This window comes from Solibacillus sp. R5-41 (assembly GCF_002736105.1).
Classification (GTDB): domain Bacteria; phylum Bacillota; class Bacilli; order Bacillales_A; family Planococcaceae; genus Solibacillus.
The window spans coordinates 144,850-171,264 of the sequence record NZ_CP024123.1 but is presented as its reverse complement, the minus strand read 5'-3'; the positions used below and the strand labels follow the sequence as shown (position 1 = coordinate 171,264).

Genomic DNA, 26,415 nt, shown 5'->3' with positions numbered 1-26,415 from the left:
TTTTGATGAGGTTTTCATTGTTCCGTAATAAGTAATGCTTCAAAACATATGCCTCGCTCAACCCCTTGTTTAAAAATTTCCTCAGCCTCATAAATGGTCATAAAACGACTACTAAATTTATAATTCCGGTCATTATTTTCATGATGTAAAATATCCTCTAGCGTCGGCGTGTGCTGTGGTAAACGTGCCCCAGCCATCGACGTTGCTAACCAATTGGTCACTCCGACTGTCGTAACCAACTCTTTAAAGAATTGCTTTTCATAAACAGGGAATTGCGTATATTTTTGCTTACGAATCGCCTACTGTTTTGAACAAGCTGTTTCTTATTCTTTACTTGCTTTAGCAGAAGTCCCCATTTCTATAAGTGGAGGATGAATGCCCAATAGGCACTTAATTTAGTGGGGGTTCAAACCCAGGCTGAATAATGATTAAAATGTTTTTCTATCTTTTATAACGTAACCGTCTCACATGCCGTACCAGTCAATAAATATTCCCATAAATTTTCGTAACTTTGATTTTTAATTGCAGTAAAGAAACATGCAAGCGCAACTCCATGCGAAACGACGGCAATTTTGTTATATGATAAATGATCTAAACTTTCGTGAAATGCAAGCATTCGCAGCGTCACTTGTTGAAACGATTCTTGTGTAGTATGTTGAAACAAATGTGGCGAATTCGTATAACAATTATATTGCCCATCTTTTTGCAGACCGCTTATTAGACAACCTTGCCAATGTCCGAGACGAATTTCACGTAAATTTTCACTTTTATGAATGACACTGTTCGGAAACATATGCATAGCCGTTTGATATGCTCGATTTAAATCACTACAAAAAACAATTTCCGGTTCCCATTGAACTTGTTTTGCCTCTTGAATACCTCGTTCCGTTAGTTCCGAATCAAGCCATCCTTGCAATCGTCCCTCTTTATTCCATTTTGTTTCTGCATGACGGTAATACTTAATGATTTTCGACATAAATTATTATCTCTTCCTTACACTTCGCCCATATTTCTTCGTTTTTGACGGCAATTCGGAACCACTTTCCATCTAACCCAACATAATTTTTTGTATGACGTAATACAATGCCACGATGCAATAAATGTGAAAAAAACGACTCCGAATTTAGTCTATTCGGTAATTTAAATAGTAAAAAGTTTGCAGCGCTATTTGTAATTGTACACCCTAATCCTTTCAGTACTACGACCATTTCCGCTCTTAATATCTCACTTTTCTCCCTAGATACCTTTACAAATTGCTGCTCTTTTAAACAAATGGAGCCTAGTTCAATTGCAATATTACTAACATTCCAATGTGGTAGGAAACATCGCAACTTTTCAACTTGCTTCCCAATCACATAACCTAGTCGAACTCCCGCAAGTCCAAACATCTTCGTCATAGATCGCAAGACAAATAAATTCGTATATGTTTTCGTTAACGCAACAACACTTTCTGCTTCGTCTGTCCAATCGATAAAAGCTTCATCTATTACAAAGTCACAATGTGGATACTTTTGTATTAACCCCTCAATCCATTCTTTTTTTAATAAAACACCAGTTGGATTATTTGGATTGCATATGTAAATAGCTGATACACGTAATAATAATTCATTTAGTGCCTGCTTATTAAAACGATAGTGAATAATATCCTCTGTAACGACCGAATGAATCGTACAACTTTGTTGCTGCAATGTCCTTTTATACTCTGAAAAAGATGGTTCTAATAATCCAACATCTTTTCCTCTAAAAAATTGCGCTAACGCCATTAACCCTTCTGCTGCACCATTCGTAACAACAATTTGCGATTTATGAACTTTGTGAAAATCCGCTATATCCGTATAAAATGGCTCTGCTTGTTCATCTGGATAGGATGCTAGTTTTTTCAGTAAATTGGGCCAATACTCTTTAATTTTCTCAGGAAACCCTTCAACATTAACGTTTTCACTTAAATCAATTACTTCTTGCGGCATTGTAATACCCATTGCCTTATACAATGCCGATGCATTAGCCCCATGTGAAGGCAATAACATATAGCATCCCCCTATTAGTAAAAGCCACCATGTACAAACATACATTTGTTTAATTGCTAGTTTAATATGCTTTTTTTGCGTCGTAAAATATGGTTCTCCCATATACGCTCGAAATGATTCTATTCCACCATATTGATTGTAACCACCTAAGCGAATACCTAATTGCCAGGCAGTTGCTGCTTCTAGATAGCCACTGTTCGGACTTGGATGTTTCTTTGCATCTTTCAGCCAATTTTTCATCCGAAATATTAATGATTTATTAATATACTTTTTCGTACTTATAAGTAAAATAAACCCCGTAATACGACTTGGAATAAGATTTGCGAGATCATCTAACTTTGCCGCAGTATATCCAAACTGTCCATATCGTTCATTTTTATAGCCTATCATTGAATCTAAAGTATTGATTGCTTTGTAACACCATGCACCTGTAGCTCCAAAACATAGCGCATATAATAGTGGTGCGGTAACACCATCACTCGTATTTTCTGATACAGTTTCAACAACTCCCCGTACAATTTCCGGTTCGTCTAAATGTGCAGTATCTCGTCCCACAATCCACCCTAGTTTTTCACGGGCTTGAGCCATATCGTTATTGTTCAGTGCATCGTATACAATCATTGCCGCTTCCTTTAATGATTTTTGAGCGAGCGCTAGGCTAATTAACGATACTTCCATAACTACCCATATAAGAAAGTGAATTTTAAAAGATATAAAAACGATTATAAAAGTTATAAAAGTTGTAGCACCTACTGTTAATAGGACTGTAATAAAACCTTTGAAGCGTAAATATCTCCCTTTGTTCAATGCCTTCTCTAAAAAGGAAATGAAGCGTCCTATATAAATTACGGGATGTGTAATTTTCTTTGGTTCTCCTAAAATCAAATCCGTTAGTACAGCTATTATACAAATAAAATATAAAATAATGGTTATACCCCCTTACTTAATCTTTTTATTCGTAAATTATAAATACCGAAGCAACTTTGAAAGGTGGCTTCGGTACCTATTTATTAGTGATGGTGTTCATAACCATTCTCTTCAACATATTTCCGGAAGTTTTCTAAGTCTTGCATACCTGTGGATGTTCCATCGATTGTTTGTTGTAATCGTTCTAATAGGACATTTTGCAATTTTGGATGATAACCAAAATAATTCGCAATTGTAATTTCAATGTTAGGGTATTCTCTAGAAAATTCCGTTGCCATATGTGCCATGCGCTTCATTAGAATTCCTGTGAATAAAAAGTAAGGTAACATGATTATCTTTTTTGCGCCGCGCTCAATACACGTCTCTACACCTTGTTCAACAGTTGGTGTTGTTACGCCCATAAATGCCGTTTCGAAAATAGGTACGTCAATTTGTTCAGCTAACCTATGTGAAATTTTATAAAAGTCCTCTTTCGCCTCAAGGTCGCTACTACCACGAGCAATTAATAAAATAGCTGTATTTTCATGTTTAGCAGATGTGTCGAACCCAACTTCTTGTAGGCGAGATTTTAAAATCTCAAAAATTTCATCATGAATACCAATTGTTTGTCCATATGTAAAACGAATGTCTGGGAATTGTACTCTTGCTTCCTCAATTTCGGCTGGAATATGAAGCTTTGAATGTCCAGCATGTAATAAAATGATTGGGATTACATGAATTTCATCTGCACCAGCTTCAATACACGCTTGAATACCATCATCAATGTTTGGAGATGCAAATTCTAAAAAGCATGTTTGCACGATATATTGTGGGTCAATTTTCGGTTCCATTCGGCTAACAAATTGACGCACTTCTTCATTTCCTGCTTCTAAGCGACTACCATGTCCTACGAATAATACGGCCTTATGTTTCTTCCCTTTACGCTTTCGGTACTTATCAATCCCTTTAATACGAGATTCACCACGAAGACGCTCTCCTTCATGCAACGAATAAATAATATTCTCCTCTGATACATTTTCATGGACGATTGCACGAGAGGTTTTCTCCTCTTGAACGGAATACCATGTACCTTTCGGATAATCAATAACTACACATTTATCCTTACAACGCCCGTTACAGCGTGTGCGGGAAGTATGGATAACGTCATCAAGCTTACTCTCCTTAATTTCATTGCGTATTTGCTGGGTAACTTCTTCTGCACCAGCGCCCATACAAGTTGCCCCATTACAAATTAAAATGTGTCGTTGCATCGGTGTTAAATTCCAAGTTGTCATGGTTAATCCCCCTTTAAATATTGTTGAATACTTTCCTTTTCTTTCTTAATGAAACGGAAAAACTTCTCCACATTTGATGTATTGTAATGAACTAATAACTTTTTCACACATTCAATAATGTATTGTTCTGGAATATTTTTAGCTAATAATTCTCCAGAACTTGCACGTCTCCCCATTGGAACCGCACCGCCGTAAATATCAAATCCCCCATTATGGTAAATTAATGCCAAATCATCCTGGACGGCATTATAACAGGCGAGCGTGCATGCATTAAAACCAATCCTTACTCTCTTTTTTAATGGCATTTGTTCAATTTCTCGTAATAGCTCTTTTGCAATTGGCAAAGCTGCTAATTCGTCTCCATCACAAAAGTCACAACATTTCATGATGGCACTAGGAGTAGGTGGCACTACATAGAGCTCTACATCGGTTAATATTTGCATCACTTCATCAAGCATTTCGTCATGTACAGATACGATAAAGCTGTGGCCAGCTGAATATTTAACAGCACCCTCATCTGCTAACCTTGCTAATACATTCAGTTGAGCACTTGTTAAATGTTTATTAATGATACCGGGTCTAACCGTTAATGCGATAAAGCGACCTGATGCCTTCAGCTTTGCAAATGTTTTAGTAGGCATCGGTAGTTGCATTGCTCGCTCAAAATTTTGACGTACGTATTGCTCCATGTTTGTACCACCTTCACTATTACTAATTTTTATATTTTTTAAATTTCACTCCAGTAAATCAATTTCGCCTCGGCGTAATTGCGTCCAGATTTTTTTGAGCTCGCTCGAAAAGTCCCCCTTAAAATTTTGTGACATCCGCCGGGGTATTAGGCCAACACGATGTTGGTCACTATAGGCGTTACCGCACGACGCAGCTTTCTTATCCTGAGTTCCTCTATTCAGCCGGGGTTTGAACCCCCACTTATAGAAGTAGGGAACTTCTGCTGAAACAAGTTAAAATGAATCTGGATATAAACCTTCCACCAAAATCGCTAACGCTTCTGCTACACGTACACCTTCAGAAGCTGCTGATAATGGTAAAACAACAAAATGCTCATTTTGTACAGCTGGTGTTTGGCTTAGTGCAGGGTCTGCTTTTAAGAAGGCAATTTTTTCTTCAGCAGTCGTTGAACCGTAGTCAATTACTACAATTGCTTCTGGTGCGCGCTCAACAGCGTCCTCTTTTGAAACAGTTGCCCAGTTTTTCTCGATATCACCAAATACATTTTTCCCACCAGCCATTGTAACTAATGTATTCATAAAGTTTTGTGTTGCCGTGAAGACTTCTGTATCCCCACTATCGAAAACAAGCACATCAATCGGCTTTTCATTTGCTGGTAGTTTTTCAGTAATTGCTTTAATTTCATTATTCATTTCTTCAATTAAAGCTTCACCACGTTCCTCCACTCTGAAAATAGCAGAAATATTACGAATGTCGATATAAATATCCTCTACTGTTGTGCCCACTTTGATCGATGATGATTGTAAATAACTATTAATGCCAAGTTCCTTTAATTCTTCACGAGACATAACATTTTTTGGATTAAAGGCACCTGCCCATCCTCCATAAATAAAATCAGCTTCATTTGCAATAATTTGTTCCTTTGATGGATAGTGCTCAGCAAGTACAGGTATTTCTGCATATGCCTCCTGTAACGGTTCATAAATTTCATCATCTAAATAAGATGTACCAACCATTGAATCTTCTAAGCCTAACGCAAGCATAATTTCCGTTACGTGCTGATTAATTGTAATGGCGCGTTTTGGCACTTCTGTATATTCCAATGTTACACCTTCATTTTCAATTGTAAGTGCCTCAGCTGTTGCTCCGGCACTAGCGGGTTCATTTTTAGTTTCAGGCTCTGTATCGTTACATGCAGTTAAGATAAGTGCGGCGGTTAAGGCAAAAGATGCCCACCAAAATTTTCGTTTTTTCATGAAATTCCCTCCGACTAGCTGTTTTATTGTTTTGTATAAAAAAATAAGTGGAGCTTGTCTGTAAATGGATTCGTTGAAACACCAACATGGACACGGAAAACTTCCAACATTGTTTGTTCTGTGAATACCTGCTTAGGTGTGCCTTGCCCATATAAAGTCCCATCTTTCATCACAATCACCTCATCACAATAAGCTGCAGCTAAATTCAAATCATGCAAAGCTGTAATAATCGTGATGGGTAGATCCTTCACTAAATCCATTAAATGTAGTTGATGCTCAATATCTAAATGATTTGTTGGTTCATCTAATACTAAAATTTTTGCCTTTTGCGCTAATGCACGAGCTAGCATGACACGCTTCTTTTCACCACCAGATAAATGAACGAATGTTCGATCAGCTAAATGGGTAACATTGGAAAGTGCCATACACTCCTCGACAATCTTAAAGTCTTCAACATTATCTGAGCTTAACCATTTTTTATATGGTGTACGTCCCATCATCACTAAATCCTTCACCGTAAAATCAAACAACACGGGGGATTCTTGACTTACTACAGCCATTTGCTGCGCTAACTTTTTAGGCGAGATGTCCCAAATTTCCTTTTCATGCAGTGTCACACTACCCGATGTTTGCTTTAAATGACGATAAAGCATTTTTAACATGGTCGTCTTCCCACTACCATTTGGTCCAATGATGCCAATAAATTTCCCTTCCTCAATTGTGAGGGACAAATTACGCAAGATTGCCTTTTCTGCTATAGAAAATTCTAGGTCCTGAAGCTGTATCATTTTATTCCCCTTCTCCAAATGCATATCGCTGACGACGTAGCATCCAAATAAAGAATGGACTACCACATAGCGCTGTAATAATTCCAATTGGCATTTCTTCTGGTGCAATCGCAATGCGTGCGCCCATATCCGCCCAAACGATAAAAATTGCACCAAGTAATGCACTTAAAGGTAGGACAACTTTGTAATTTGAGCCAACTAGCATTCTTACGATATGAGGTACGATTAATCCGACAAAACCGATACTTCCACTAACCGCTACAACAACACCCGTTAATAGCGAAACAATAATAATGATAAAAATTCGAAAACGTTCAATATTAATCCCTAGTGTTGCAGCTGTTTCAGTACCGAGCAATAATGCATTCAATTGGCGATAACTTAATGTAAGTAATGTAAATACGATTACGAATACAACCGCTGGAATCCCGATATTATTCCATTTCGCTCCGCCCAAACTGCCTAACATCCAATGCATGACGGCTTGAATGCCCCCTTGCTCCTTTGACATCATCAACATAAAGTTCGTTAGCGCACTTAGCACCATTGAAATAGCGACCCCTGAAAGAAGTAAGCGAATCATCGAGGTTCGTCCACCAATACGGGCAAGTAAAAAAACAATACTAACTGCAACGATGGCTCCTAAAAAGGCTGCAAATGAAAGTGCATAAACACCAAGAAAGCTAAATGCACCAAGTAAAATAACCGATGTGGCACCAACAGAAGCACCAGATGAAACACCTAAAATATACGGGTCTGCAATGGAGTTTTTCACTAATGCTTGAATGGCTGCACCACAAATTGCAAGTGACGCCCCTACAATCATCGCTAGTAGGACACGAGGTACACGTAGCTCCATAATGATTATTTGCTGTGCATTTGATGCGTTGGTGAATGATATAATCCCAAGCTTATACATGAGCACTTCTATAATAAGTGCTGGTGTAATACCTACAGACCCTACCATAATCGCGCCGATTCCAGAGCAAAGTAAAACAATCGACAACATAACTAACCAAACGTAAAATTTACTGTTGTTCATCGATCCACAGGCTCCCAACTAATAATCGCCGCATAAAATTTATGGTGATAGACAATTTCTCCGTTTTCTTCCGTTATAAAATCTGCAAGTGCTGCTTTTACATCCTCTAACTGGAACGTTTCATTTAATATCTTCTTACTTTGCGCGGTATATAATGCTTCATATGTGTCATAGCGATATGTACGTTCTAGTGGGAGCATTTCACAGTCTGCATAAATCCCAAGCTGATAGAGCATATTGACGATTCCAATATAGTCACGACGAGGATATTTAATTTGATAACCATATTGTTGATCGAGTACAACATAATGAGGCTGAATGGGACCGGTTGTTAAGCCTATAATGACACGCTTTTTCGCCAAGCTATTCATCTTCAACAAGGCCGTATTCATTTCATAGATTCTGTAATAACAATTGACGCCAATAACAACATCATGCTTTTCTACTTCAGCATCTTCCCATTTTGCATATACGTACTGTACCCCTTCATCACCTATAAAATATTGTTGTAAATATTGAAGAACACTTTCTGAACCGTCTACCAATGTTAGCTTTTCAACATCTTCTCGTAGTGGAAATGTGTAATTCCCCCATCCAGGACCAATTTCTAAACACGTCGCATTTTCTGGTATATGTTTCCGCATTTTTTCATAAATCGGCTTCGTATGGGCATCCGTTTGGCGATAGGATTTTTTTTGTATAGATTGAGACCAAAATGCTTCTTCTAATGCATCATTAACCATTCGTTCAGGCATCTCACCATGCCAGTTATGCATGCCTTCTTTCCATAGCTTCTCAAAATCGATTTGTAAAGGTGACCCTTTCATTTCACGAATCTCCTTTCCTAAATAAATTGAACTAAAGAATTCATCTTATAAAAGTTAGTTTTAAATATTCAATCAATATTTTGAAATAATAGTTCAATACTAAAATCTGTTCCTATAATATAGCCGAGCTTGCAACATAAGTTGTCTGATCCCAATCTTTGCAGCATATTTTTATCACTTAAAAGGATAGGTCATTCGTAAATGTTGCATTATTCCTTCCCTTCTCTTCTATAGCTCCAAAAATAGGATGGATTTTTCCAATTGGGGTAAAAATCCAATAAGGATAACGCCGCCTCCCACGGTAGCGGCGCAATAAATACAGAAAACTCCAGTAGGCCAAACTTTATAAAGGCTAGCCTTGCACAAAGCAAAAAGATGAGTCGTACAGATTTATGCAACAAAGCTGTGTGACTCATGTGCTTAGCCAGCCAAAAAAGCAGGCTCTTTATTAGAATCCAGAATAGAAAACTTACATCCAAGGGATAGAATCTTTTGTTTAACTTATATATAAGCTTCTAAAAAGCAAAAAACGTATAAATCGAATTGTTTATACGTCAAAAAGCCATTATGTATTGCATAGTGGCTCTTATACTCCCGTAAGAACGATATTCCTTTTATCAGCAGGTATCCTGACTTCGCATCATAAAGTTCATAGCCCTTCCCGCAAACATTTTGCAGTGGTATCGCTATAACTCTCCGCTTCACAGTGGCGGGTACCGTGGTGACTTTTCATCACTCTTCCCTTTACGTATTTCTACACTGATAAATGTATTAAATTGTATATTTTCTCCATATCTAAATGCTGACGCACATGCTCATCTAACAGCTCATACGCTTGCTCACGACGGTCATCATCTGATAAAACATCCTCAGCAACTAATTCCAGATTTTTTTCATTGCGTATTCGATTGAAATAATCGCGTGTAAAATGACGATTTTGGAAAATACCATGTACATATGTACCGATTATTTGTTCCGTATAAACACCATCTTGGCGACCATCATCAAAAGCAATAAATGGCGTAATTTCTTTCGTTGCTACACTGCGACCTAAATGAATTTCATAACCCTTCACATCATGACCTGTAACGGTTTTACCATGTACTTGAACGGTTTGCTTTTCTGTAACAAAATGCGTCTCAATTGGCAATAGCCCGAGTGATAAGTATGTGCCACCGCTACCTTCAATCGCGGACTCATCACGAATGATTTCTCCAAGCATTTGATAGCCACCACAAATGCCTACAACTTTTCCACCTTTTTGCGCATGCTGTAAAATGCCTTGTGCTAAACCATTCTCTTGTAGCCATAAAAAGTCTTCCACCGTATTTTTAGTACCTGGCAAAATAATAACATCTGGCTGCTTTAAATCTTTTAGAGAAGACACAAAGCGTGGCCCAACCCCTGGTTCCTCGAATAATGGGTCAACATCTGTAAAATTTGAAATACATGGTAAGCGAATAATCACAACGTCAATTGCAAATTCTTGTTGCTGTGGTTTTTTTAATCGTAAACTCGACAGCGCCATTGAATCCTCCGCCTCAATTTGTACATCCATATATGGAATAACACCTAAAACGGGAATTCCTGTATAGTTTTCAAGCCATTCCACACCACTATCTAATAATTGCTTCATCCCTCGAAATTTATTAATAATCACACCTTTAACTCGAGCGCGTTCCTCATCATCTAAAAGCGCTAGCGTGCCAACTATTGAGGCAAACACACCGCCACGTTCGATATCCGCAACTAATATTACGCTTGCATCGGTTTCATGTGCCATACGCATATTGGCAATATCACGTGCTTTCAAATTAATCTCAGCTGGACTACCTGCACCTTCTAGTACTAAAATTTCATACTGTTCACTTAGACGCCCAAGTGATTTACGTATTTCGGGCATAACATCCTCTACAAATGTTTCTCGGTATGAAATAGCATCCATATTCGCTAAATGCTTGCCATGCAAAATTACTTCCGATACCATATCTCCTTTTGGTTTTAGAAGGATCGGATTCATATCTGTTGTAGCATCAATTTTAGCTGCTTCTGCTTGTACACCTTGAGCACGCCCAATTTCACCGCCGCTTTTCGTAATGTATGAATTTAATGCCATATTTTGTGACTTAAACGGCGCTACGCGAAATCCATCATTCGCAAAAATACGGCAAAGTGCTGTACAAATTACACTTTTCCCAACATCTGAGGACGTCCCTTGAATCATAATTGCTTCCATTAAAATTCAAGACCCTTCATTGCTTTGACGTCTTGCTCCTCGTAATAATGTTTTGTAGCATCAATTGTCGAAACTAAATCCGCCATTGCAATAAGCGATGGATGAGCCGAACGTCCTGTCACAACTAAATGCATTGTTTTCGGACGGTTTTGAATCGCTTCCATTACCTCTTCAAGTGGTAACACGTCCTCAACTGGAAAGCGTGTAATAGCCAATGCATTATTTAGTTCATCAAGTACTAATAAATCAATCGAATCATCTTTTAAGACTTCTTTTACTTGTGCCCATGCTAATTTTAAAGCCTCTCGGTGCTCCTCAGGTGTTTTTGTCCATGTAAAACCAATCCCAAGTTGAACCGTTTCTACGCCTAATTTACGTAAAGCTATTTGTTCACCGTATGTGCGTTCAGGAGATTTAATAAATTGGAAATACTTCACCTTCATGCCACGTCCAATTGCACGTAACGTTACACCAAGTGAGGCTGTTGTTTTTCCTTTGCCATCCCCTGTATAAACAAGTAGCATCCCTTGTCTTGCCATCGTCAGTCCCCCTTTGTCCCCTTATAACCAAGTTGTTTTTTCAGCAAATGGTGTACGCTTTTTCTCTGTCGATATAGATTCTGCTGGATAACCAATGCATAAAGTACCTACTAGCTGTTCTTGCTCATTCGCACCGATATAAGTATGAAGTGCTATATCATGCACTAAGCCAACACCTCGTGTACGCCAAACCATACCTAGCCCTAATTCTTCTGCCATTAGCCACATCGACATTATTGCACTACTTACCGCAAATACATTATCTTTCGTTGCCCCTTCATCACCTTCTACAATGGCTGAAGTGACAGCTATAATTAATGGTGTTTTTGTAATAGCCTCCATCGAACTTTCAACTAAATGAGGCTTTGTTGGAAAGCGTTTTTCTAGAAAATCCTGTGCGACTTGTCCATAGCCCTTTAAACTAGCGCCTTGCATCACATAAAAATGCCACGGCTCACGCATGCGGTCGTTCGGTGCATATGTAGCGGCCTCTAATAATTGTTCAATTTTTTCTCTTTCTACTTCGCGTGCTTCAAATTGACGAATTGCTCGACGTTTTTTTAGTGAATTTAACATGTTTCGTACTCCTTTTCATTGAACCAAGCGATATCCTTACGCACGTTTACAACATCCCCAACTAAAATCATCGATGGATTTTGAATCACTTCCTGCTCAATTTGTTTGGAAATGGTTTCTAAAGTGCCAATAATTGTTCGCTGTTTGTCCGTTGTTCCCCATTCAATTACCGCTACTGGTGTTTCACTTCGTTTCCCATGCTCGATTAAACGGGCCGTAATGTGCTCAATGTTACCAACACTCATATAGAAAGCGACTGTATCAATATGGCTAAGTGCGCCCCAATTTAAAAAGTCTTTTCCTTTTTCTGCACGTCCGTGGCCGGTCACAATAGCAAAACTTGTCGCATAGTCGCGGTGCGTTACAGGGATTCCTGCATAGGCCGGTGCTGCTATACCTGCTGTAATACCTGGGACAATTTCATAGTCAATATTTTCCTCGCGTAATACAGCTGCTTCTTCTGCACCACGTCCAAACACAAATGGATCTCCACCTTTTAGACGTAAAACTGTATGCCCTGCTAATGCTTTTTCAACTAATACACGATGAATTTCATCTTGGATTAAGCCGTGCTTTCCAGGTTCTTTACCGCAATAAATCAATTCTACGGTTTCTTTTGCATGTTCAAGTAATACAGGATTTACTAAACGGTCATATAAAATGACATCGGCTTGCTGTATACATTCAAGACCTCGTATCGTTAAAAGTTTTGGGTCTCCTGGTCCAGCTCCAACAATAAATACTTTTGCGCTCATTGTGAATCTCCTAATCGTTGTTGTAGCCACTCCTCACACTCATCTAGGCGCCCTTCCTTTACCCATTCTAATAACTGTGGCTCTAATAATTGTGTTAATAATTGTGCTTTTTCATCGCCATCAAAAGTTGCTAAAATACGTTGACGAGCTTGTCCTAAAAATGCGACGTACTGTTCGTAAAAATGACCATACTGTTCCGCTAATTGCACTTTAACTTGGCGAGTTAAACTTGGACTTGCACCTGAAGTCGAGACAGTTACTATAAAATCACCACGTCGTACTACAGCTGGATTAATAAAATCGACACGTCCTTTTGCATCTGCACGGCTAAGTAATTGCCAATGTTGCGTCGCTTCTTCAACTGCATCATTAACTTCTTGATTATTTGTCACCGCAAAAACTAATGCCGCATCATCCAAGTCTGCTGGTTCAAACTTTTTTTGCTTCCACGTAATCTCTTTGCATTCGACATAAGCTAAAAGTTCTGCCGTAATCGTAGGACTAACTACAATGACGTTCGCTTTTGCAGGAAGTAATGCTTCAACCTTTTGACGAGCAACATGTCCACCACCAACTACGACAACCGTTTTATATTCAATATTTAATAACATGGGAAAATAGCTCATCGCTTTACCTCCAAACATTTATCTAACCAATTTTGTACAAGCTTTGGATTGGAAGCAAAATGGAAATGTGTATAACCTGCTACTAAATTACCGCTTAAATAGCCTTCTTGCTGCGCTCTAAAACGCCCTTTACTAAAATATGCAGGTGTAGCATGCTCACCTTCATACGTTGAATAATGGAACTCATGTCCTTTCGCTTGCTCATCCTCATGAATTAAAAAATTGCCTTGAACACCCGTAATTTCACGGTAACCTAGTGCAGCTAACTTCTCTTGCATTTTAACGTGTCCTTCAATAATACCGAGCATTTCATACGTTTCACCTGCACGATTTGTAATGCTTTCCGTTAAATACATGTAACCGCCACATTCCGCTAAAGTCGGCAACCCTCGCTCAATCGCAGCACGGATCGATTCTTTCGAAGCTGTGTTTTTACTTAGCTTTTCCGCAAACTCCTCCGGGAAACCACCACCAATATACACACCTTGTACTTGCGATGGAACTTGCTCATTATTTAATGGTGAAAAGAAGTGTAACTCTGCCCCATACGCTCGTAAAAGTACTAAATTTTCCTCGTAATAAAAGTTAAAGGCCGCATCTTTTGCTACGGCAATATGTACAAGTTGTCGATTCGGTTGCTGTTCAAAAATAGTTGCTTCGACCGTAATAGCTGGAGCTTTCGTTATATCCAGCAATAAATCGAGATCCACTGTAGCTTCTATTGCATTTGCTAACTCATCGAAATAATCATCTAAATCACCACGTTCAATGGCGGGTACAAGCCCTAAATGACGACTTGGCATCGTTGGAACTGCCCCTTTTAGTAAATAGCCAATTACTGGTATATGACATTCCGCTTCAATCGCTGTTTTGACGATATCGTAATGATTTTTGCTGCCTAGTTGATTGACGATAACTCCGACAATATCGGCATTGTCATCAAGCATTTGAAATCCTTTTACAATGGCAGCCACACTACGTGCCATACTTGCTGCGTTTACAATTAAAATAACCGGGCTGTTTGTTAGCTCGCTAATATGCGCAGCTGAACCTTCATTAGATAATGGCGATTTTCCGTCATAAAATCCCATAACCCCTTCAATAATACTGACATCCGTATCACGGCTAGCGCGTGCAACAATATCACGAACAACATCATGTGCCATCATAAAGCTATCAATATTTCGAGAAGGTCTTTTCGTTACGGCTGTATGATACGTCGGGTCGATATAATCTGGTCCGCATTTAAACCCTTGCACGGATAGTCCTCTTTTCATAAGCGCACGCATAATACCGATTGTGAACGTTGTTTTACCAACGCCACTCCCCGTACCTGCTAAAACAAATCGATTCATTGCGTACCCTCCTCATCAAAAGAAATCCGTGCAACCGAAATTGTTGCATTACTACCTTTCTTTTTCTCTAGCAACCAATCGTTCGTCTTCGCATACCTCAGTGCGGCTGGTTCACATACACCGTAAGCACCTGTATAATTAAATACTTTTTCAGAAGGATTTTTTAATGGCATTTCATTTAACTGTGCCGGCGTATACGTAATAAACGCCCAATTATTTTTAGCCGCCACTTGTAAAAAGCCTTCTTCATCCTTTTTAAGGTCGATTGTCGCAATAGCTTTCACGCTTTTTTTACTCAGCTTTAGCTCGACTAACGTTTCGTCAATGAGCTCCTCAATTTCCTCTGCTGATGTACCTCTATTACATCCCATTCCTAATACAAGTGACTTAGGTCGGTAAATGACACCATTTTGTAGAAGTGCTTCTTCATGCGGTTCAATAAGGCGATCAGTAATGAGTAATGTCGCATGTGGTTTTACTGCAAGCACTTCTTCCGTTGTAGGATATAGCTTTAACGTTTCAGGCATCGGTGTGTCGTGCATCCACCAGTTTTTTTCTCCTGTTTCCTGCACGATGGCCACATGCTCTTCATTGACAACGGAGGCACTTACTGGAGTAAGCTTATCTTCTGAATCCCAAATCCAACCAAATTTTGCACCAAATAAATCAACAGGAATCGTTTTTTGAACGTCTGAAGCAGTTGTAATAACAGGTTGTGCACCAATTGCCTTAGCAAACTCATGTGTTAATGCATTTGCACCGCCAATATGTCCAGAAAGTACGCTTACGACATACTCCCCTTTATCATCAACCGTTAACACAGCTGGATCTTGCTTTTTGTCTACTAGAAGCGGTGCAATCATTCGTACGACCGCACCGAGTGAAATAATACAAATAACCGCTTTATACTGTTGGAAAAGTGCCGGTAATAATAAACGAACCGTCCCATCAAACAATTGAATATGACGCGTTGATTCGTCTCCACGCTCAAATTTCTTCATGTAATAAAGGTCTACATATGGGAATTTTTCAGCATAGTTACGAGCATTTTCCACGCCATGTTTTGTAATAGACACAAGGGCATATGGCTTACGTTTATCCACTTTTGGAATGACACCTTCTTGTAAGCTAATCATCTTCCTTCACACCTTTACGGAAACCATGTGTAAATGTTTTATCATATAATTTCGAACGATAATCTTTTTCGTGAATGTTAGGATCAAGCGCCCAACCAGCTAAAATCATTGCATGTTTGCGAATGCCGTTTGTACGCATCGCTTCATCCAGTTGTGACAATGTTGTACGAACAATTTTTTGGTCTGGCCAAGAAGCACGTTGTACAACCGCAATTGGTGTATCATCTGCCCAACCAGCAGCTTGTAATTCCTTCATAATCTTTTTCGTTAACGTTGCACTTAAAAACATTGCAATTGTACAGTGATGACTTGCAAGTGCTTGTAGTTTTTCACGGTCAGGTACAGGCGTTCTTCCTTCTGCTCGTGTTAAAATTAATGTTTGTGTTAAGTCTGGTATTGTTAGCTCCGCGCCAACTGCTGCTGCTGCTGCAAATACTGAACTGACACCTGGCACAACTTCATAGCCAATATCATGTTGCTTTAAAAGTGCCACTTGTTCCATCGTTGCACCGTACATTGCTGGGTCTCCCGTATGTAAACGAACTACTTCTTTTCCGGCATTTACACGTTCAACAATGCAATTCACCATTTCTTCTAAATGCATGCCCGCTGTACGAATAATCTCTGCATCCGGATGCGCTTCAGCTACTAACTTTTCACTTACTAATGAATCTGTATACATGACGACATCAGCTGTTTGTAACAATTTTAATCCTTTTACCGTGATCAAATCTGGGTCACCAGGACCTGCACCAATAATCCATATTTTTTTCATTATTTACGCACCACCATACAAGATAAATAATTTAGTTCTGTACCACGTAACTCTTCAACATCCCAAATAATTTCTTCATCGGATGTTACTTTTGTCACGACGTGTGTGCCATAAAGTAAATTCATATCCTCTAATAAATCGAGCATGTCTTCTAAAACTTTCGCTACTTTAATAAACACGACAGCATCATGCGTTTCTAGTACGCGACGCATTTCACCCATGTCCTCCGTTGCTGGAATCATTGCTACACGGTCGTTACCATCTGCAAGTGGAATACCTAGACGATTCGCTGAGCCGTTAAATGATGAAATACCTGCTACTGTTTCCATTTGAACATTAGGGTGCGTTTCCTTCATCAGCTTCATTAAGTGAATAAATGTACTGAACAACATTGGGTCACCTTCTGTAACGAATGCAACATCTTGCCCCTGTTCTAAATATGTATAGATCGCCTCTACCGACTTTGCCCACTCAATATTTAATGTTTCTTCATCTTTTGTCATTGGAAATACAAGGCCAAGCATATTTTTTTCTGCTGGGTTAATGTATTCTTCAACAATACGATGTGCATATGATTTGCTACCCTTTAATTTCTTCGGGTAGGCAATAACAGGGCACTCCTGTAATTTTCGGAAAGCTTTTACTGTAATTAATTCTGGATCTCCAGGGCCAACGCCTAATCCATATAAAATACCTAATGTCATTTGTCTGTTCCTTTCTGTGCAGTCACAATAAAAATTGGGTTTAATGGTTCAAAACGTGTTAAATTCAAAATCGGTTTACTCCTTGAAATTTGAGCTTGTAAAACCGTTACGTTGCAGCCTAAATTTTTCAGATACTTCATCGCATCAGCTAAATTTTCAATCGTGGCGATATTCATTACTAATCGACCACCTGGTAATAAGCGTGTAATACAAATTTCTAATAAATTTTCCATATTACCGCCATTACCACCGATAAAAATAGCATTAGGGTTTGGAAATTCATCTAAACGCTCGGGTGCTTTACCAAGAATCGCGGTTAAATCTGTTCGATGCTTCGCTTGATTGAGTAAACAGTTTTCTAAGTCGCCCTCATTTTTTTCAATGGCAAATACTGCGCCTTCACGGGCAATTTTAGCGGCTTCTATCGCAACTGAACCTGTACATGTACCGATATCCCACATAATGCTATCTTCTTGAAGCTGTAGCTCTTGCAAACAAAGTACTCGAATTTCTTTTTTCGTAATTAAGCCTTTTTCTGGCTTTCGTTGATGGAATGCTTCATCTGCAATACCAATTGCACTACGCTTAACTGGTTGACATTGTTTTAATATCACAACATTTAAAGGAGAAAAACTAGCCTGTTCCATTTCATCTAATGTCATAAAACGACAGCACTCATTTTCCCCTTCTAAATTTTCAGCGACAAATGATTCGTATTCCGTCATACCGTATTGTTTCAAATACGTAGCAATCGCTTGTGGCGTATTGTTGTCATCCGTCAAAATCACAACCTTTTTTCGGCCATCGATTTTTTGAGCAAAGCCTTTTATCGAACGTCCATGTAAACTAACGATGTAAGCATCCTGCCAGCTTTCCTGCATTTTTGAAAAGGCTAGCTGTACAGAGCTTGTATGCGGGTAAATTTCTAATGGTAGTTTTTTCGCTAACACACCACCTAGTCCAAAAAATAACGGGTCACCCGACACTAAAATTACAACATTGCGTGTTTCCTGTTGTAATTCATCAACAAGCTTTGACAAACCGCCTTTAATAATTTTCTTATCTTTATTGAAGTTTGGGAAGAATGATAAATGGCGTTCTCCTCCAACTAAAACATCACAGTTATTAATCCAGGCAATATATTGTGGCAATAAACCATTTACGCCGTTATCCCCTATACCAATCATCTTCATGCAATTTTTCAATATTCTCAGCCTTTCCTAAACAATCTCCGTTCATGGCATACAGACTTGTTGACACACTAATTTGTGTATTCATATGTGCTAATGCATAGTAGCAACAGTTTTTACAGAGGGCTTCAAAAAACGCTTCATTCCCTTGTAGAATCTCACCTACTTGAGAAGCTGTATTTGCTGTCAAAATCTCACTTAATAATGGTTCTTCAACACCTTGTCTTTGTGCAATACTTGCTAGAAACTCGAAGCTAATAGGTGCACTTTTCGAATGGACCATCATAACGCCTTGCGCAACTTTCGAAAATTTACCCATCATACCAACGAGCGATACTTTTGCGAATTTCTTACGTGAAATATGCTTCAATGTGAACCCAACGAAATCCCCCATCTCAATGAAGGATTCCTCCGGTAAATCTGGATATTGTTTCATGGCATATTTTTCACTACGTCCGCCAGTCGTTATCACAACATGGTCGCACCCTGCTTCCTTCGCAACATTCAGCGCCTGAACAATACTCGCCATATAGGCTGAGCTTGAAAATGGAACGACCGTACCACGTGTACCTAATATTGAAATGCCACCAAGAATACCTAAACGTCCATTCAATGTTTTTTTGGCGATTTCTTCGCCATCTGGTACTGAAATAATTACTTCAACGCCTTGTTCTAGCGCGTATGCATCCATGGCTTCTTGAACGACACCTGCAATCATCTTACGTGGTACGGGATTGATCGCTGCCTGTCCGACCGGTACTGGCAAACCAGCCTTTGTTACACGCCCTACACCTAAACCTCCGTCTAAATGTATTCCCGGAACGTCCGTTAACCGTACCGTACTTTGTATGCGTGCTTTATGTGTTGCATCTGGGTCGTCCCCAGCATCTTTAATCGTTTCACACATGATGGCATCGCCTTGGATTTCACTCGTTTCCACCTTAAATGTCGCAAATTGCCCCACTGGTAAATAAATCGTGACCTCATCAGGAACTTGACCAGTCACAACAGCTTGTAAGGCTGCCTTGGTCATTGCTGTAGCACACGCACCTGTTGTGTAACCATGACGCATTTGTGACGGGTCTTTTTTATTTCGTTTGCTTTGCTCGTTCATCAGCCATAATCGAGATAGCGTTTAATGCTGCTACAGTCACCGTACTGCCACCTTTACGTCCTACATTTGTAATGAATGGAATGCCTTCTAATATCGCTAACTCCGCTTTCGATTCCGCTGCCGATACAAAACCTACTGGCATACCGATAATTAAATCTGGCTTTGCTAACCCTTCTTTAATTAAACGAATTAACTCTAGAAGTGCAGTCGGCGCGTTACCAATGGCATAAATACCGCCTTCTTGTAATTTCGTTGCTTTTTGCATGGATATAATTGCGCGCGTCGTGCCAATTGATTTCGCTTCTTTTGAAACATCCTCATCCGCGATGTAACAATGTAAATCTCCACCATGTTTTTGGAATCGTTTACGCCCAGAGCCACTTTCAATCATTTGTACATCTGCAACAACATGACGACCTGCTAAAATGGATTGAATCCCTGCCTCTATTGCACCGTCTGTAAAAATCATGCTGCGCCCTAATTCAAAGTCTGCTGATGCATGAATTACACGTCTTACAACTAACCATTGCTCGTCTGTAAAGTTGTGCTCGCCCATCTCTTCTTTAATAATTGCAAAGCTGTAATCGTAAATTTTATCTGGGTCTACCGTTAAAGGTACGAAATCCATATTAAAGTTCATATTTGCCATTTTAAATTCCTCCAAGTGTTTGAAATACTTCTTCAAATGTAGAACATTGATTTATATAAGTGATTTTTGGTCGTTTAATTAAAATTACCGGAATATTTAATTCCAATGCAGCATCCATCTTTTCATCAACAGAACCGACTTTTCCACTTTCTTTTGTAATAACAAGTGTTGTCTCATATTGAAGGTACAACGCTGTATTTAACTCTTTTGAAAATGGGCCTTGAATAGCTATAATGTCACGTTGCTTAACGCCTAATAAATCGCACTTCTCCATATTTTCTTTGTTTGGTAGCATGCGACAAACTAAACGGATGGAGTCAATTAACAAGTGCTTCGTGAATGTGGCAAGTGTTTTACTACCTGTCGTCAACATCACGGTTCCTTTATGCTCACGCGCAATAAGTGCCGCCTCTTCATATGTTTCCACTTCAGCTATTAGCGGATGAACATATTGTTGTTGTGGGCGTTCGTAACGAATATAAGTTAACTTACATTGCTCTGCTGCGGCCATTGCTGTTTTTGACGCTTCCTCCGCATAAGGATGACTCGCATCAATAATCGTTGTGACACCCTTTTCATGAACGATCGCCGCCATCTCTTCGATTGAAAGACGCCCTACATGATAGGCAATACCAGATTCTTTCAAGCTATTTGCTGCTGAATCTGTCACGACTGTTGCTAATAATGAATGCCCCTTTTTTTGTAGCTCAATGGCAAGCTCACGTGCATCGCTCGTCCCTGCTAAAAATAAAATCATGCCACTCCTCCTAATCTCCACATGGTGCTTCTTCTACTTTAATTTTGCAGCTCATATCTTGGTATGTGAAATGGGCAATTTTCTTCACGCGTTTAAAGTATTTAAAGAAGCGCTCGTTTGGATGTGCATGCTCTTTATATTCCTCAACAATTTTCGTTAATAACGGTATTAGTTCATCTGGCTCTAATCCCTCTGCTACTGGCTGTGCTGCATGTGCCGTTCGACCGACTGGCTTGGCACCAATAAATAAATCAAATTTCTTTTTACGATACACAATTCCAATATCATCAAAAACTGCGCGATAACAAGCCATTCCACAGCCATTAAAACCAACATGAAGTTCCTTTGGTAGCTTCAAACCGGCAAGCGTATCCATAATTTCCTCAGCATATGGAATAGATTCTGCTTTCTCTCCATAACAAAAATCACATGCTTTTATGTTTAATACATCCCCCATAGGTAGCACGTACAATCCAGTTTCACGTAATATTCCAACAATTTTTTCTGGTGCTTCAGTAGGGATTTTTACATGAAAGCGATGATCTGGTGTATATTCTAGCGTTCCATTTTCCCCAACCACTTCAGCAAGTACCTTCATTTGCTTTGGTGTAATCATTTTATTCGCTACCCCTGGTGAAACGGCAAATTCAAAAATCGATTCGATTGCTTGCTGTACTAAAAAATCCGTTTTCTCAGGTTCGTTTGATATACAAGCTAATGCCATTCTTGCCATCTCAAGCGCTGACTTTTCCGCTGTAGGTTGTTGGAGTTTTGTTGGCACTGGTTCTACAGTAGTTACACTTACTTCTTTCAAAGACACTATTTTGGGGCTTTGTCCTGCTTTAATTGCCTCTATTTTTTCATAGCCGGATTGCGCTTCTCCTGTTTCTTGATCAAGCGCCCATGGTTCTGCTTCTTTTTTCAAACGTTGATGCGGTTTCCAAACTTGTTTTTCATCACCAAGCGTATATTTTCTTTGATATCCACGTGGTGTAATAATTTTATTATCGTAAAAGAACGTGGATGAGTTCCCAATTACAACTGTCGTTAACATACCAATGTCATGATCTAACATTTCCGCTAAATTCGTTAACACGATATTTTGACTTTCTCGATAAGCACTTTTCACCAGCCCTACCGGTGTATCAGGAGAGCGATATTTCAGCAAAATTCGCTGTGCTTCTGCAATTTGACGTGTTCTCCGCCCTGATTTTGGATTATAGAACGCTATTACAAAATCCGCCATCGCCGCCGCTTCAATACGCTTTTCAATGACTGTCCATGGTGTTAAGTGGTCACTTAAACTAATCGTACAAGAGTCATGCATAACTGGTGCACCTAGTAAGCTCGCACAGGAGTTAATCGCTGAAATTCCCGGTACAACCTCTACCTCAATACCTGTTGCTTCGGTCCAACCCTTTTCAATTAAAACTTCATACACTAAACCAGCCATTCCATATACGCCCGCATCACCACTCGAAATTACCGCAACGATATTTCCTGCCTCTGCCTGTTTAACAGCATCTTGCGCTCGCGACACCTCTTCGGTCATACCCGTACTGACAATTGTTTGTGCTGTTACTAAATGGCGAATTAAATCTACATAAGTTTTATAACCCATAATATGATTACTTTGCTGTAATGCATCGACGGCTCTTTTTGTAATATGTTCTCGGTCTCCAGGACCAAACCCCACTACAAAAATCTTTCCTTTACTCAAAACATTCCCCTCCAATAAAAAAAACCCAAACTTCTTTTATAAAAGAAGTTTGGGTATCTGAAAATTTATACAAAAAACCGTATTTTCGAAAAATAGAATCTACTACGATCTGCCATATTTGAGTTCTCATCTACACTTCTCCCACCGAAAAGTAAGTAATCGAATTAAATAAGCAGGTTTCCTGGCTTAAACTTCACTTTACTCTCACATCTTCCCATCCTTAGACAGTGATATTTGTGATTTCATCAGTTATTACAGTAGCGGGGGCTGCATTAGATTTTCACTAATTTCCCTATTAATCTCAAAATATAAGCACTCATTTAATAGTTTATTAAATTATGACTTTACAATACCATATAAATGAAATATTACAACTATTTTATAATTGATTTGGCAGCTCCTGCTTCATATAAATACTAGACCTTTACCGTACTCGCTCGCTTTTTACTAAAGTAAATTCCTATAATATTAAAGGCAAGCATTAATAAAACGGTTATTGTTAATGTCCACCAAAACGTTGGCATCGTTACCGATTCATCAATAAAACGCATGCCGTATGTTGACAATTTATATGGGGTAACCGTCCAAAAACCGCCAATTATTGCATCAATAAACAAACCAATGGGAATCAAAATAATCGTTATCGCCGTAGCAATCGGTGTTTTGAATGCCGCACTCATTGCCACAGTAATGGCCATTACTAAAAGAAGCCATGTGTAATACGTACCAAGCATCGCCAAGAAGCGAGCAGGGTCTACCTTGCCATACAAAAGTACCGTATAATAAACACTTCCTGCATAGCCAGCTGTTGCACTAATGATTGCCACACTACTTGCTACAATCCATTTGCTTAAAAACATGGCTGTAAAAGAAATTGGACGTACATATAACAGTGTCGCGGTGCCATTTTGACGTTCCTTACTAAATGTACCGATATATGCTGCGATTAATACAACTAATCCGATTGTTTGAAACTGACCCATAGAAGCAGCAAGTAAGTCCACCGCTTGAAGTTCGGGCATCATCATCGCAAATCCATCTGGCATATTACCGACTGCATTCAAAATGTCCTCCAAAAAATAATTGAGGAGCGGATCGCTCACACCAAGTAAAACAAAGACAATCGGAATCCAAATAAATTTAAAACTACGCAAGCTTTCACGCCATTCTTTTAATAACAATGTATTAAATTGTTTCATTTGTTCCCGCCACCTTCATAAATATCTCTTCTAAACTCGCTGTCTCTCGCTCCACTTTTACAACTCGATAAGGCGCGCTCGCTAAACGCTGAAGCAGCTGATGCATCGACGGTATTTCGTTCCTTATATCCACATAAACAATATTTTGTTCAGCCTTTGCTACAAGCTCTGATTGACTAGTAAACTGCCTTGCTTCTTCACTTGATGCAAACTGAATTTTATAACGTGGCTCATCAAATTTTGAACGCACTTGCTGAAGAGACCCTTGCTCTACAAGCTGTCCGTTCCGTAAAAAGAGCACTTGATCAGTCATTTCCTCCGCATCATTTAAAATATGAGTCGAATACAAAATCGTCGTTTGCTGTTGAAGCTCTTTTAGCAAGTTCATAATCTCTCTACGTCCAACAGGATCAAGCGCTGAAACCGGTTCATCTAGCAGCAATAATTTAGGTTGATGGATAATAGCTTGCGCGATGCCTAAACGCTGCTTCATACCACCTGAAAAGTTTGCTACTTTTTTATTCATCGACGCACCAAGACCGACGAATTCTAATATTTTTTGTGCTTCTTTTTTGACCTTTCGTTTTTCCATACCACTTAAACACGCCGTCATTTCCAAATATTCAAATGCTGTTAGCCATGAAAAATATTGTGGATACTGTGGTAAAAAGCCAATTGCACTTCGAATATCGGTAATGCCTGGCATAATAATTTGACCTTTTGTTGGTTGCAATAATCCTGCTAGCATCGATAGTGTTGTCGTTTTACCCGCGCCATTCGGACCAATGAGGGCGGTAGCTGTATGTTCCTCCAGTGTAAACGACACGTGATCGACAACTTCTTGCTCACCGAATTGTTTTGATAATTGCTCTACTTGAATACACATCATTGGCTTTTACGTCCAAAAATAAAATATAAAATCGGTCCAATTGTTGTAACAAATAATGAAACAATCACCCATAACCATTTCGGTCCATTCGTTGCGCCGTTACGCACTATATCAACGATAACAACAAGGGCCAATATAAATTGTAAAATGAGTAGCGGTGCAATTAGTGCCCAGTTCAAACTCGCTAGTTCTTCCACTATAATTCCTCCTCTAGTTGTAAATGATTTTGTAAATTCGTCATGATGATTTTAAATTGTGCATTATCTTGTAATGCGCTAAACAATGGATAATTTGTAACGCTTGCGACAAGATCCTTTTTAATCGACAAATTATCTCGTGGTGCTTGTTTATCAATTCGCTCCTGCTGATCAATCCATTGACCGAGCTTATAAAAATAACTATCTCCCGTTAGCTCCAGTGGGAATTTTAATGTGCTGCAAACTTTTGTGTAGCGCTCAATCATTTGAAGCGCCTGCTCTGTTTGATCTTTCATCATATAACCACCGGCTGCTTTAATATAAAAAACGAGCGCTATGTTAGGATTTAAATTCGCAATTTGAAAAGTATCAAGCAACTGCTGCGTACGTTTTATTGTTTCTTCAAAATAAGCGGAATGATCAATTTCAAGCAATAGTGTTTCCGTTGCATTTGAGATTAACCCAACTGTTTGTTGATACATACTTACTTGTAAAACTTCCTTCGCCTTATGTTGAGCACCAAGCATTGTATGCGCCGTTGCAATAAGTTGCTCCGAGCCGTATTGCACGACCGCTTCTTCTCCTAATAATTCAAGCACTTGCTCTGGTTTTCCTTGCATTATATAAATATAGGCCTCTAAAATCTTCGCTTCATTAGATAGCTGATAATGGTGACTTTGCGTTTTTATGCGCTCACATAGTGTAAGACATTTTTCTAATATTTGATCAGGATTAGTAGATTTCGGATAATAATTCATATAGAGTTGCGCTATTTTTAACAAAAATGGAAAGCATGAGTAATATTCTGCTAACATTTCGTCGATTTGTTGATCTACTTGTTCGAACGGCTCATTCCCAAGCCTTATGGCAAACGTTGCATAAGTAGACATAATCCGCTCCTTCGTCATTTGCGGTTCATAACCCAGAAGAAGATCAATCGACACATTGAAATAAGTCGCGAGCTTCGGCAAAAGTGTGATATCGGGATAACTGAGCCCCTTCTCCCACTTCGAAACTGCCGCGCGTGATACACCGACATAGTGCGCAATTTGTTCTTGCGTAACCTGTAGTTCTTTTCGGCGCTCCGTAAATATTTGGGCAAATTGAAAGTTTTGCATGTGGTGCATGCCTCCTCTTACTACTCACTATAATGAAATTAAATGGAAA

27 protein-coding genes and 2 riboswitches are annotated in these 26,415 nt (G+C 39.2%); all 27 genes read right to left on the bottom strand.

Annotated elements, in window-relative coordinates; translation table 11 throughout:
* Nucleotides 1-14: 14 nt before the first annotated feature.
* The 27 genes from CSE16_RS00865 to CSE16_RS00730 all read right to left on the bottom strand — a co-directional run bounded on the left by CSE16_RS00865 (nucleotide 15) and on the right by CSE16_RS00730 (nucleotide 26,366).
* Nucleotides 15-221, bottom strand: a complete 207-nt coding sequence (locus tag CSE16_RS00865; RefSeq protein ID WP_157764736.1) for a hypothetical protein — start codon at nucleotides 219-221, stop codon at nucleotides 15-17.
* Nucleotides 222-448: 227 nt separating this feature from the next.
* Nucleotides 449-976, bottom strand: coding sequence for a histidine phosphatase family protein (locus CSE16_RS00860; RefSeq protein ID WP_099422128.1), 528 nt, complete (start codon nucleotides 974-976; stop codon nucleotides 449-451).
* Complete coding sequence (cbiB, locus tag CSE16_RS21500; RefSeq protein ID WP_253896140.1) at nucleotides 960-2,912, bottom strand: adenosylcobinamide-phosphate synthase CbiB; 1,953 nt, start codon at nucleotides 2,910-2,912, stop codon at nucleotides 960-962. Before cbiB ends, CSE16_RS00860 begins: the two co-directional genes overlap by 17 nt.
* Before the next feature lie 125 nt (nucleotides 2,913-3,037).
* Nucleotides 3,038-4,228 (bottom strand): CbiX/SirB N-terminal domain-containing protein, encoded by a 1,191-nt coding sequence (locus CSE16_RS00845; RefSeq protein WP_099422126.1) that lies wholly within the window; start codon nucleotides 4,226-4,228, stop codon nucleotides 3,038-3,040.
* Nucleotides 4,229-4,230: 2 nt separating this feature from the next.
* A complete protein-coding gene (locus tag CSE16_RS00840) occupies nucleotides 4,231-4,917 on the bottom strand; it encodes a sulfite reductase (RefSeq protein WP_253896139.1) in 687 nt (228 codons plus the stop codon).
* Between the two features lie 273 nt (nucleotides 4,918-5,190).
* Nucleotides 5,191-6,174 (bottom strand): ABC transporter substrate-binding protein, encoded by a 984-nt coding sequence (locus tag CSE16_RS00835; RefSeq protein WP_099422125.1) that lies wholly within the window; start codon nucleotides 6,172-6,174, stop codon nucleotides 5,191-5,193.
* Between the two features lie 23 nt (nucleotides 6,175-6,197).
* Nucleotides 6,198-6,962, bottom strand: coding sequence for an ABC transporter ATP-binding protein (locus CSE16_RS00830; RefSeq protein WP_099422124.1), 765 nt, complete (start codon nucleotides 6,960-6,962; stop codon nucleotides 6,198-6,200).
* Between the two features lies 1 nt (nucleotide 6,963).
* Entirely contained in the window at nucleotides 6,964-8,004 is a 1,041-nt protein-coding gene (locus tag CSE16_RS00825) for a FecCD family ABC transporter permease (RefSeq protein WP_099422123.1), read from the bottom strand.
* On the bottom strand, nucleotides 8,001-8,831 hold the full coding sequence (locus CSE16_RS00820; protein WP_099422122.1) for a class I SAM-dependent methyltransferase: 831 nt from the start codon (nucleotides 8,829-8,831) through the stop codon (nucleotides 8,001-8,003). The genes CSE16_RS00825 and CSE16_RS00820 overlap by 4 nt, the downstream gene beginning before the upstream one ends.
* Nucleotides 8,832-9,432: 601 nt before the next feature.
* A riboswitch (cobalamin riboswitch) is annotated at nucleotides 9,433-9,610 on the bottom strand.
* On the bottom strand, nucleotides 9,586-11,067 hold the full coding sequence (locus tag CSE16_RS00815) for a cobyric acid synthase (protein WP_157764735.1): 1,482 nt from the start codon (nucleotides 11,065-11,067) through the stop codon (nucleotides 9,586-9,588). It overlaps the preceding riboswitch by 25 nt.
* On the bottom strand, nucleotides 11,067-11,606 hold the full coding sequence (locus CSE16_RS00810; RefSeq protein ID WP_099422121.1) for a cob(I)yrinic acid a,c-diamide adenosyltransferase: 540 nt from the start codon (nucleotides 11,604-11,606) through the stop codon (nucleotides 11,067-11,069). The genes CSE16_RS00815 and CSE16_RS00810 overlap by 1 nt, the downstream gene beginning before the upstream one ends.
* A gap of 21 nt (nucleotides 11,607-11,627) precedes the next feature.
* Nucleotides 11,628-12,182: a nitroreductase family protein gene (locus CSE16_RS00805; protein WP_099422120.1), complete on the bottom strand. Its 555-nt coding sequence runs from the start codon at nucleotides 12,180-12,182 to the stop codon at nucleotides 11,628-11,630.
* Nucleotides 12,176-12,937, bottom strand: a complete 762-nt coding sequence (cobA, locus tag CSE16_RS00800) for a uroporphyrinogen-III C-methyltransferase (protein ID WP_099422119.1) — start codon at nucleotides 12,935-12,937, stop codon at nucleotides 12,176-12,178. The genes CSE16_RS00805 and cobA overlap by 7 nt, the downstream gene beginning before the upstream one ends.
* On the bottom strand, nucleotides 12,934-13,563 hold the full coding sequence (locus tag CSE16_RS00795; RefSeq protein WP_099422118.1) for a precorrin-2 dehydrogenase/sirohydrochlorin ferrochelatase family protein: 630 nt from the start codon (nucleotides 13,561-13,563) through the stop codon (nucleotides 12,934-12,936). Before CSE16_RS00795 ends, cobA begins: the two co-directional genes overlap by 4 nt.
* Nucleotides 13,560-14,918: a cobyrinic acid a,c-diamide synthase CobB gene (locus CSE16_RS00790; RefSeq protein ID WP_099422117.1), complete on the bottom strand. Its 1,359-nt coding sequence runs from the start codon at nucleotides 14,916-14,918 to the stop codon at nucleotides 13,560-13,562. Before CSE16_RS00790 ends, CSE16_RS00795 begins: the two co-directional genes overlap by 4 nt.
* Nucleotides 14,915-16,054: a cobalt-precorrin 5A hydrolase gene (locus CSE16_RS00785; RefSeq protein ID WP_099422116.1), complete on the bottom strand. Its 1,140-nt coding sequence runs from the start codon at nucleotides 16,052-16,054 to the stop codon at nucleotides 14,915-14,917. The genes CSE16_RS00790 and CSE16_RS00785 overlap by 4 nt, the downstream gene beginning before the upstream one ends.
* Nucleotides 16,047-16,829, bottom strand: coding sequence for a precorrin-4 C(11)-methyltransferase (gene cobM, locus CSE16_RS00780; RefSeq protein WP_099422115.1), 783 nt, complete (start codon nucleotides 16,827-16,829; stop codon nucleotides 16,047-16,049). The genes CSE16_RS00785 and cobM overlap by 8 nt, the downstream gene beginning before the upstream one ends.
* A complete protein-coding gene (gene cobI / locus CSE16_RS00775; protein WP_099422114.1) occupies nucleotides 16,829-17,533 on the bottom strand; it encodes a precorrin-2 C(20)-methyltransferase in 705 nt (234 codons plus the stop codon). The genes cobM and cobI overlap by 1 nt, the downstream gene beginning before the upstream one ends.
* Entirely contained in the window at nucleotides 17,530-18,726 is a 1,197-nt protein-coding gene (cbiE, locus tag CSE16_RS00770) for a precorrin-6y C5,15-methyltransferase (decarboxylating) subunit CbiE (RefSeq protein ID WP_099425711.1), read from the bottom strand. Before cbiE ends, cobI begins: the two co-directional genes overlap by 4 nt.
* Entirely contained in the window at nucleotides 18,701-19,837 is a 1,137-nt protein-coding gene (locus CSE16_RS00765; RefSeq protein ID WP_099422113.1) for a cobalt-precorrin-5B (C(1))-methyltransferase, read from the bottom strand. Before CSE16_RS00765 ends, cbiE begins: the two co-directional genes overlap by 26 nt.
* Nucleotides 19,812-20,486: a precorrin-8X methylmutase gene (locus CSE16_RS00760; protein WP_099422112.1), complete on the bottom strand. Its 675-nt coding sequence runs from the start codon at nucleotides 20,484-20,486 to the stop codon at nucleotides 19,812-19,814. The genes CSE16_RS00765 and CSE16_RS00760 overlap by 26 nt, the downstream gene beginning before the upstream one ends.
* Before the next feature lies 1 nt (nucleotide 20,487).
* Nucleotides 20,488-21,243, bottom strand: a complete 756-nt coding sequence (gene cobK / locus CSE16_RS00755; protein ID WP_099422111.1) for a precorrin-6A reductase — start codon at nucleotides 21,241-21,243, stop codon at nucleotides 20,488-20,490.
* 10 nt (nucleotides 21,244-21,253) lie between these two features.
* Nucleotides 21,254-22,963 (bottom strand): precorrin-3B C(17)-methyltransferase, encoded by a 1,710-nt coding sequence (gene cobJ, locus CSE16_RS00750; RefSeq protein WP_099422110.1) that lies wholly within the window; start codon nucleotides 22,961-22,963, stop codon nucleotides 21,254-21,256.
* Between the two features lie 153 nt (nucleotides 22,964-23,116).
* Nucleotides 23,117-23,298, bottom strand: a riboswitch (cobalamin riboswitch).
* An 81-nt stretch (nucleotides 23,299-23,379) separates the two neighbouring features.
* Entirely contained in the window at nucleotides 23,380-24,162 is a 783-nt protein-coding gene (locus CSE16_RS00745; protein ID WP_099422109.1) for an ABC transporter permease, read from the bottom strand.
* Nucleotides 24,149-25,051, bottom strand: a complete 903-nt coding sequence (locus tag CSE16_RS00740; protein WP_099422108.1) for an ABC transporter ATP-binding protein — start codon at nucleotides 25,049-25,051, stop codon at nucleotides 24,149-24,151. Before CSE16_RS00740 ends, CSE16_RS00745 begins: the two co-directional genes overlap by 14 nt.
* Nucleotides 25,048-25,248, bottom strand: a complete 201-nt coding sequence (locus CSE16_RS00735) for a PLD nuclease N-terminal domain-containing protein (RefSeq protein ID WP_099422107.1) — start codon at nucleotides 25,246-25,248, stop codon at nucleotides 25,048-25,050. Before CSE16_RS00735 ends, CSE16_RS00740 begins: the two co-directional genes overlap by 4 nt.
* Nucleotides 25,248-26,366 (bottom strand): helix-turn-helix domain-containing protein, encoded by a 1,119-nt coding sequence (locus CSE16_RS00730; RefSeq protein ID WP_099422106.1) that lies wholly within the window; start codon nucleotides 26,364-26,366, stop codon nucleotides 25,248-25,250. Before CSE16_RS00730 ends, CSE16_RS00735 begins: the two co-directional genes overlap by 1 nt.
* Nucleotides 26,367-26,415 lie beyond the last annotated feature (49 nt).

Bases quoted from the DNA above. Each gene is read 5' to 3' on its own strand.
- cobK (WP_099422111.1), bottom strand. From the start codon at position 21,243: ATGATTTTATTTTTAGCAGGGACGAGCGATGCACGTGAGCTTGCCATT.
- CSE16_RS00740 (WP_099422108.1), bottom strand. From the start codon at position 25,051: ATGATGTGTATTCAAGTAGAGCAATTATCAAAACAATTCGGTGAGCAA.
- CSE16_RS00730 (WP_099422106.1), bottom strand. From the start codon at position 26,366: ATGCAAAACTTTCAATTTGCCCAAATATTTACGGAGCGCCGAAAAGAA.
- cobA (WP_099422119.1), bottom strand. From the start codon at position 12,937: ATGAGCGCAAAAGTATTTATTGTTGGAGCTGGACCAGGAGACCCAAAA.
- CSE16_RS00835 (WP_099422125.1), bottom strand. From the start codon at position 6,174: ATGAAAAAACGAAAATTTTGGTGGGCATCTTTTGCCTTAACCGCCGCA.
- CSE16_RS00820 (WP_099422122.1), bottom strand. From the start codon at position 8,831: ATGAAAGGGTCACCTTTACAAATCGATTTTGAGAAGCTATGGAAAGAA.
- CSE16_RS00810 (WP_099422121.1), bottom strand. From the start codon at position 11,606: ATGGCAAGACAAGGGATGCTACTTGTTTATACAGGGGATGGCAAAGGA.
- CSE16_RS00795 (WP_099422118.1), bottom strand. From the start codon at position 13,563: ATGAGCTATTTTCCCATGTTATTAAATATTGAATATAAAACGGTTGTC.
- cobI (WP_099422114.1), bottom strand. From the start codon at position 17,533: ATGACATTAGGTATTTTATATGGATTAGGCGTTGGCCCTGGAGATCCA.
- CSE16_RS00745 (WP_099422109.1), bottom strand. From the start codon at position 24,162: ATGAAACAATTTAATACATTGTTATTAAAAGAATGGCGTGAAAGCTTG.
- CSE16_RS00815 (WP_157764735.1), bottom strand. From the start codon at position 11,067: ATGGAAGCAATTATGATTCAAGGGACGTCCTCAGATGTTGGGAAAAGT.
- CSE16_RS00830 (WP_099422124.1), bottom strand. From the start codon at position 6,962: ATGATACAGCTTCAGGACCTAGAATTTTCTATAGCAGAAAAGGCAATC.
- CSE16_RS00785 (WP_099422116.1), bottom strand. From the start codon at position 16,054: ATGATTAGCTTACAAGAAGGTGTCATTCCAAAAGTGGATAAACGTAAG.
- CSE16_RS00805 (WP_099422120.1), bottom strand. From the start codon at position 12,182: ATGTTAAATTCACTAAAAAAACGTCGAGCAATTCGTCAATTTGAAGCA.
- CSE16_RS00825 (WP_099422123.1), bottom strand. From the start codon at position 8,004: ATGAACAACAGTAAATTTTACGTTTGGTTAGTTATGTTGTCGATTGTT.
- CSE16_RS00840 (WP_253896139.1), bottom strand. From the start codon at position 4,917: ATGGAGCAATACGTACGTCAAAATTTTGAGCGAGCAATGCAACTACCG.
- CSE16_RS00845 (WP_099422126.1), bottom strand. From the start codon at position 4,228: ATGACAACTTGGAATTTAACACCGATGCAACGACACATTTTAATTTGT.
- cobM (WP_099422115.1), bottom strand. From the start codon at position 16,829: ATGAAAAAAATATGGATTATTGGTGCAGGTCCTGGTGACCCAGATTTG.
- cbiE (WP_099425711.1), bottom strand. From the start codon at position 18,726: ATGAAGATGATTGGTATAGGGGATAACGGCGTAAATGGTTTATTGCCA.
- CSE16_RS00760 (WP_099422112.1), bottom strand. From the start codon at position 20,486: ATGGCAAATATGAACTTTAATATGGATTTCGTACCTTTAACGGTAGAC.
- CSE16_RS00860 (WP_099422128.1), bottom strand. From the start codon at position 976: ATGTCGAAAATCATTAAGTATTACCGTCATGCAGAAACAAAATGGAAT.
- CSE16_RS00765 (WP_099422113.1), bottom strand. From the start codon at position 19,837: ATGAACGAGCAAAGCAAACGAAATAAAAAAGACCCGTCACAAATGCGT.
- CSE16_RS00790 (WP_099422117.1), bottom strand. From the start codon at position 14,918: ATGAATCGATTTGTTTTAGCAGGTACGGGGAGTGGCGTTGGTAAAACA.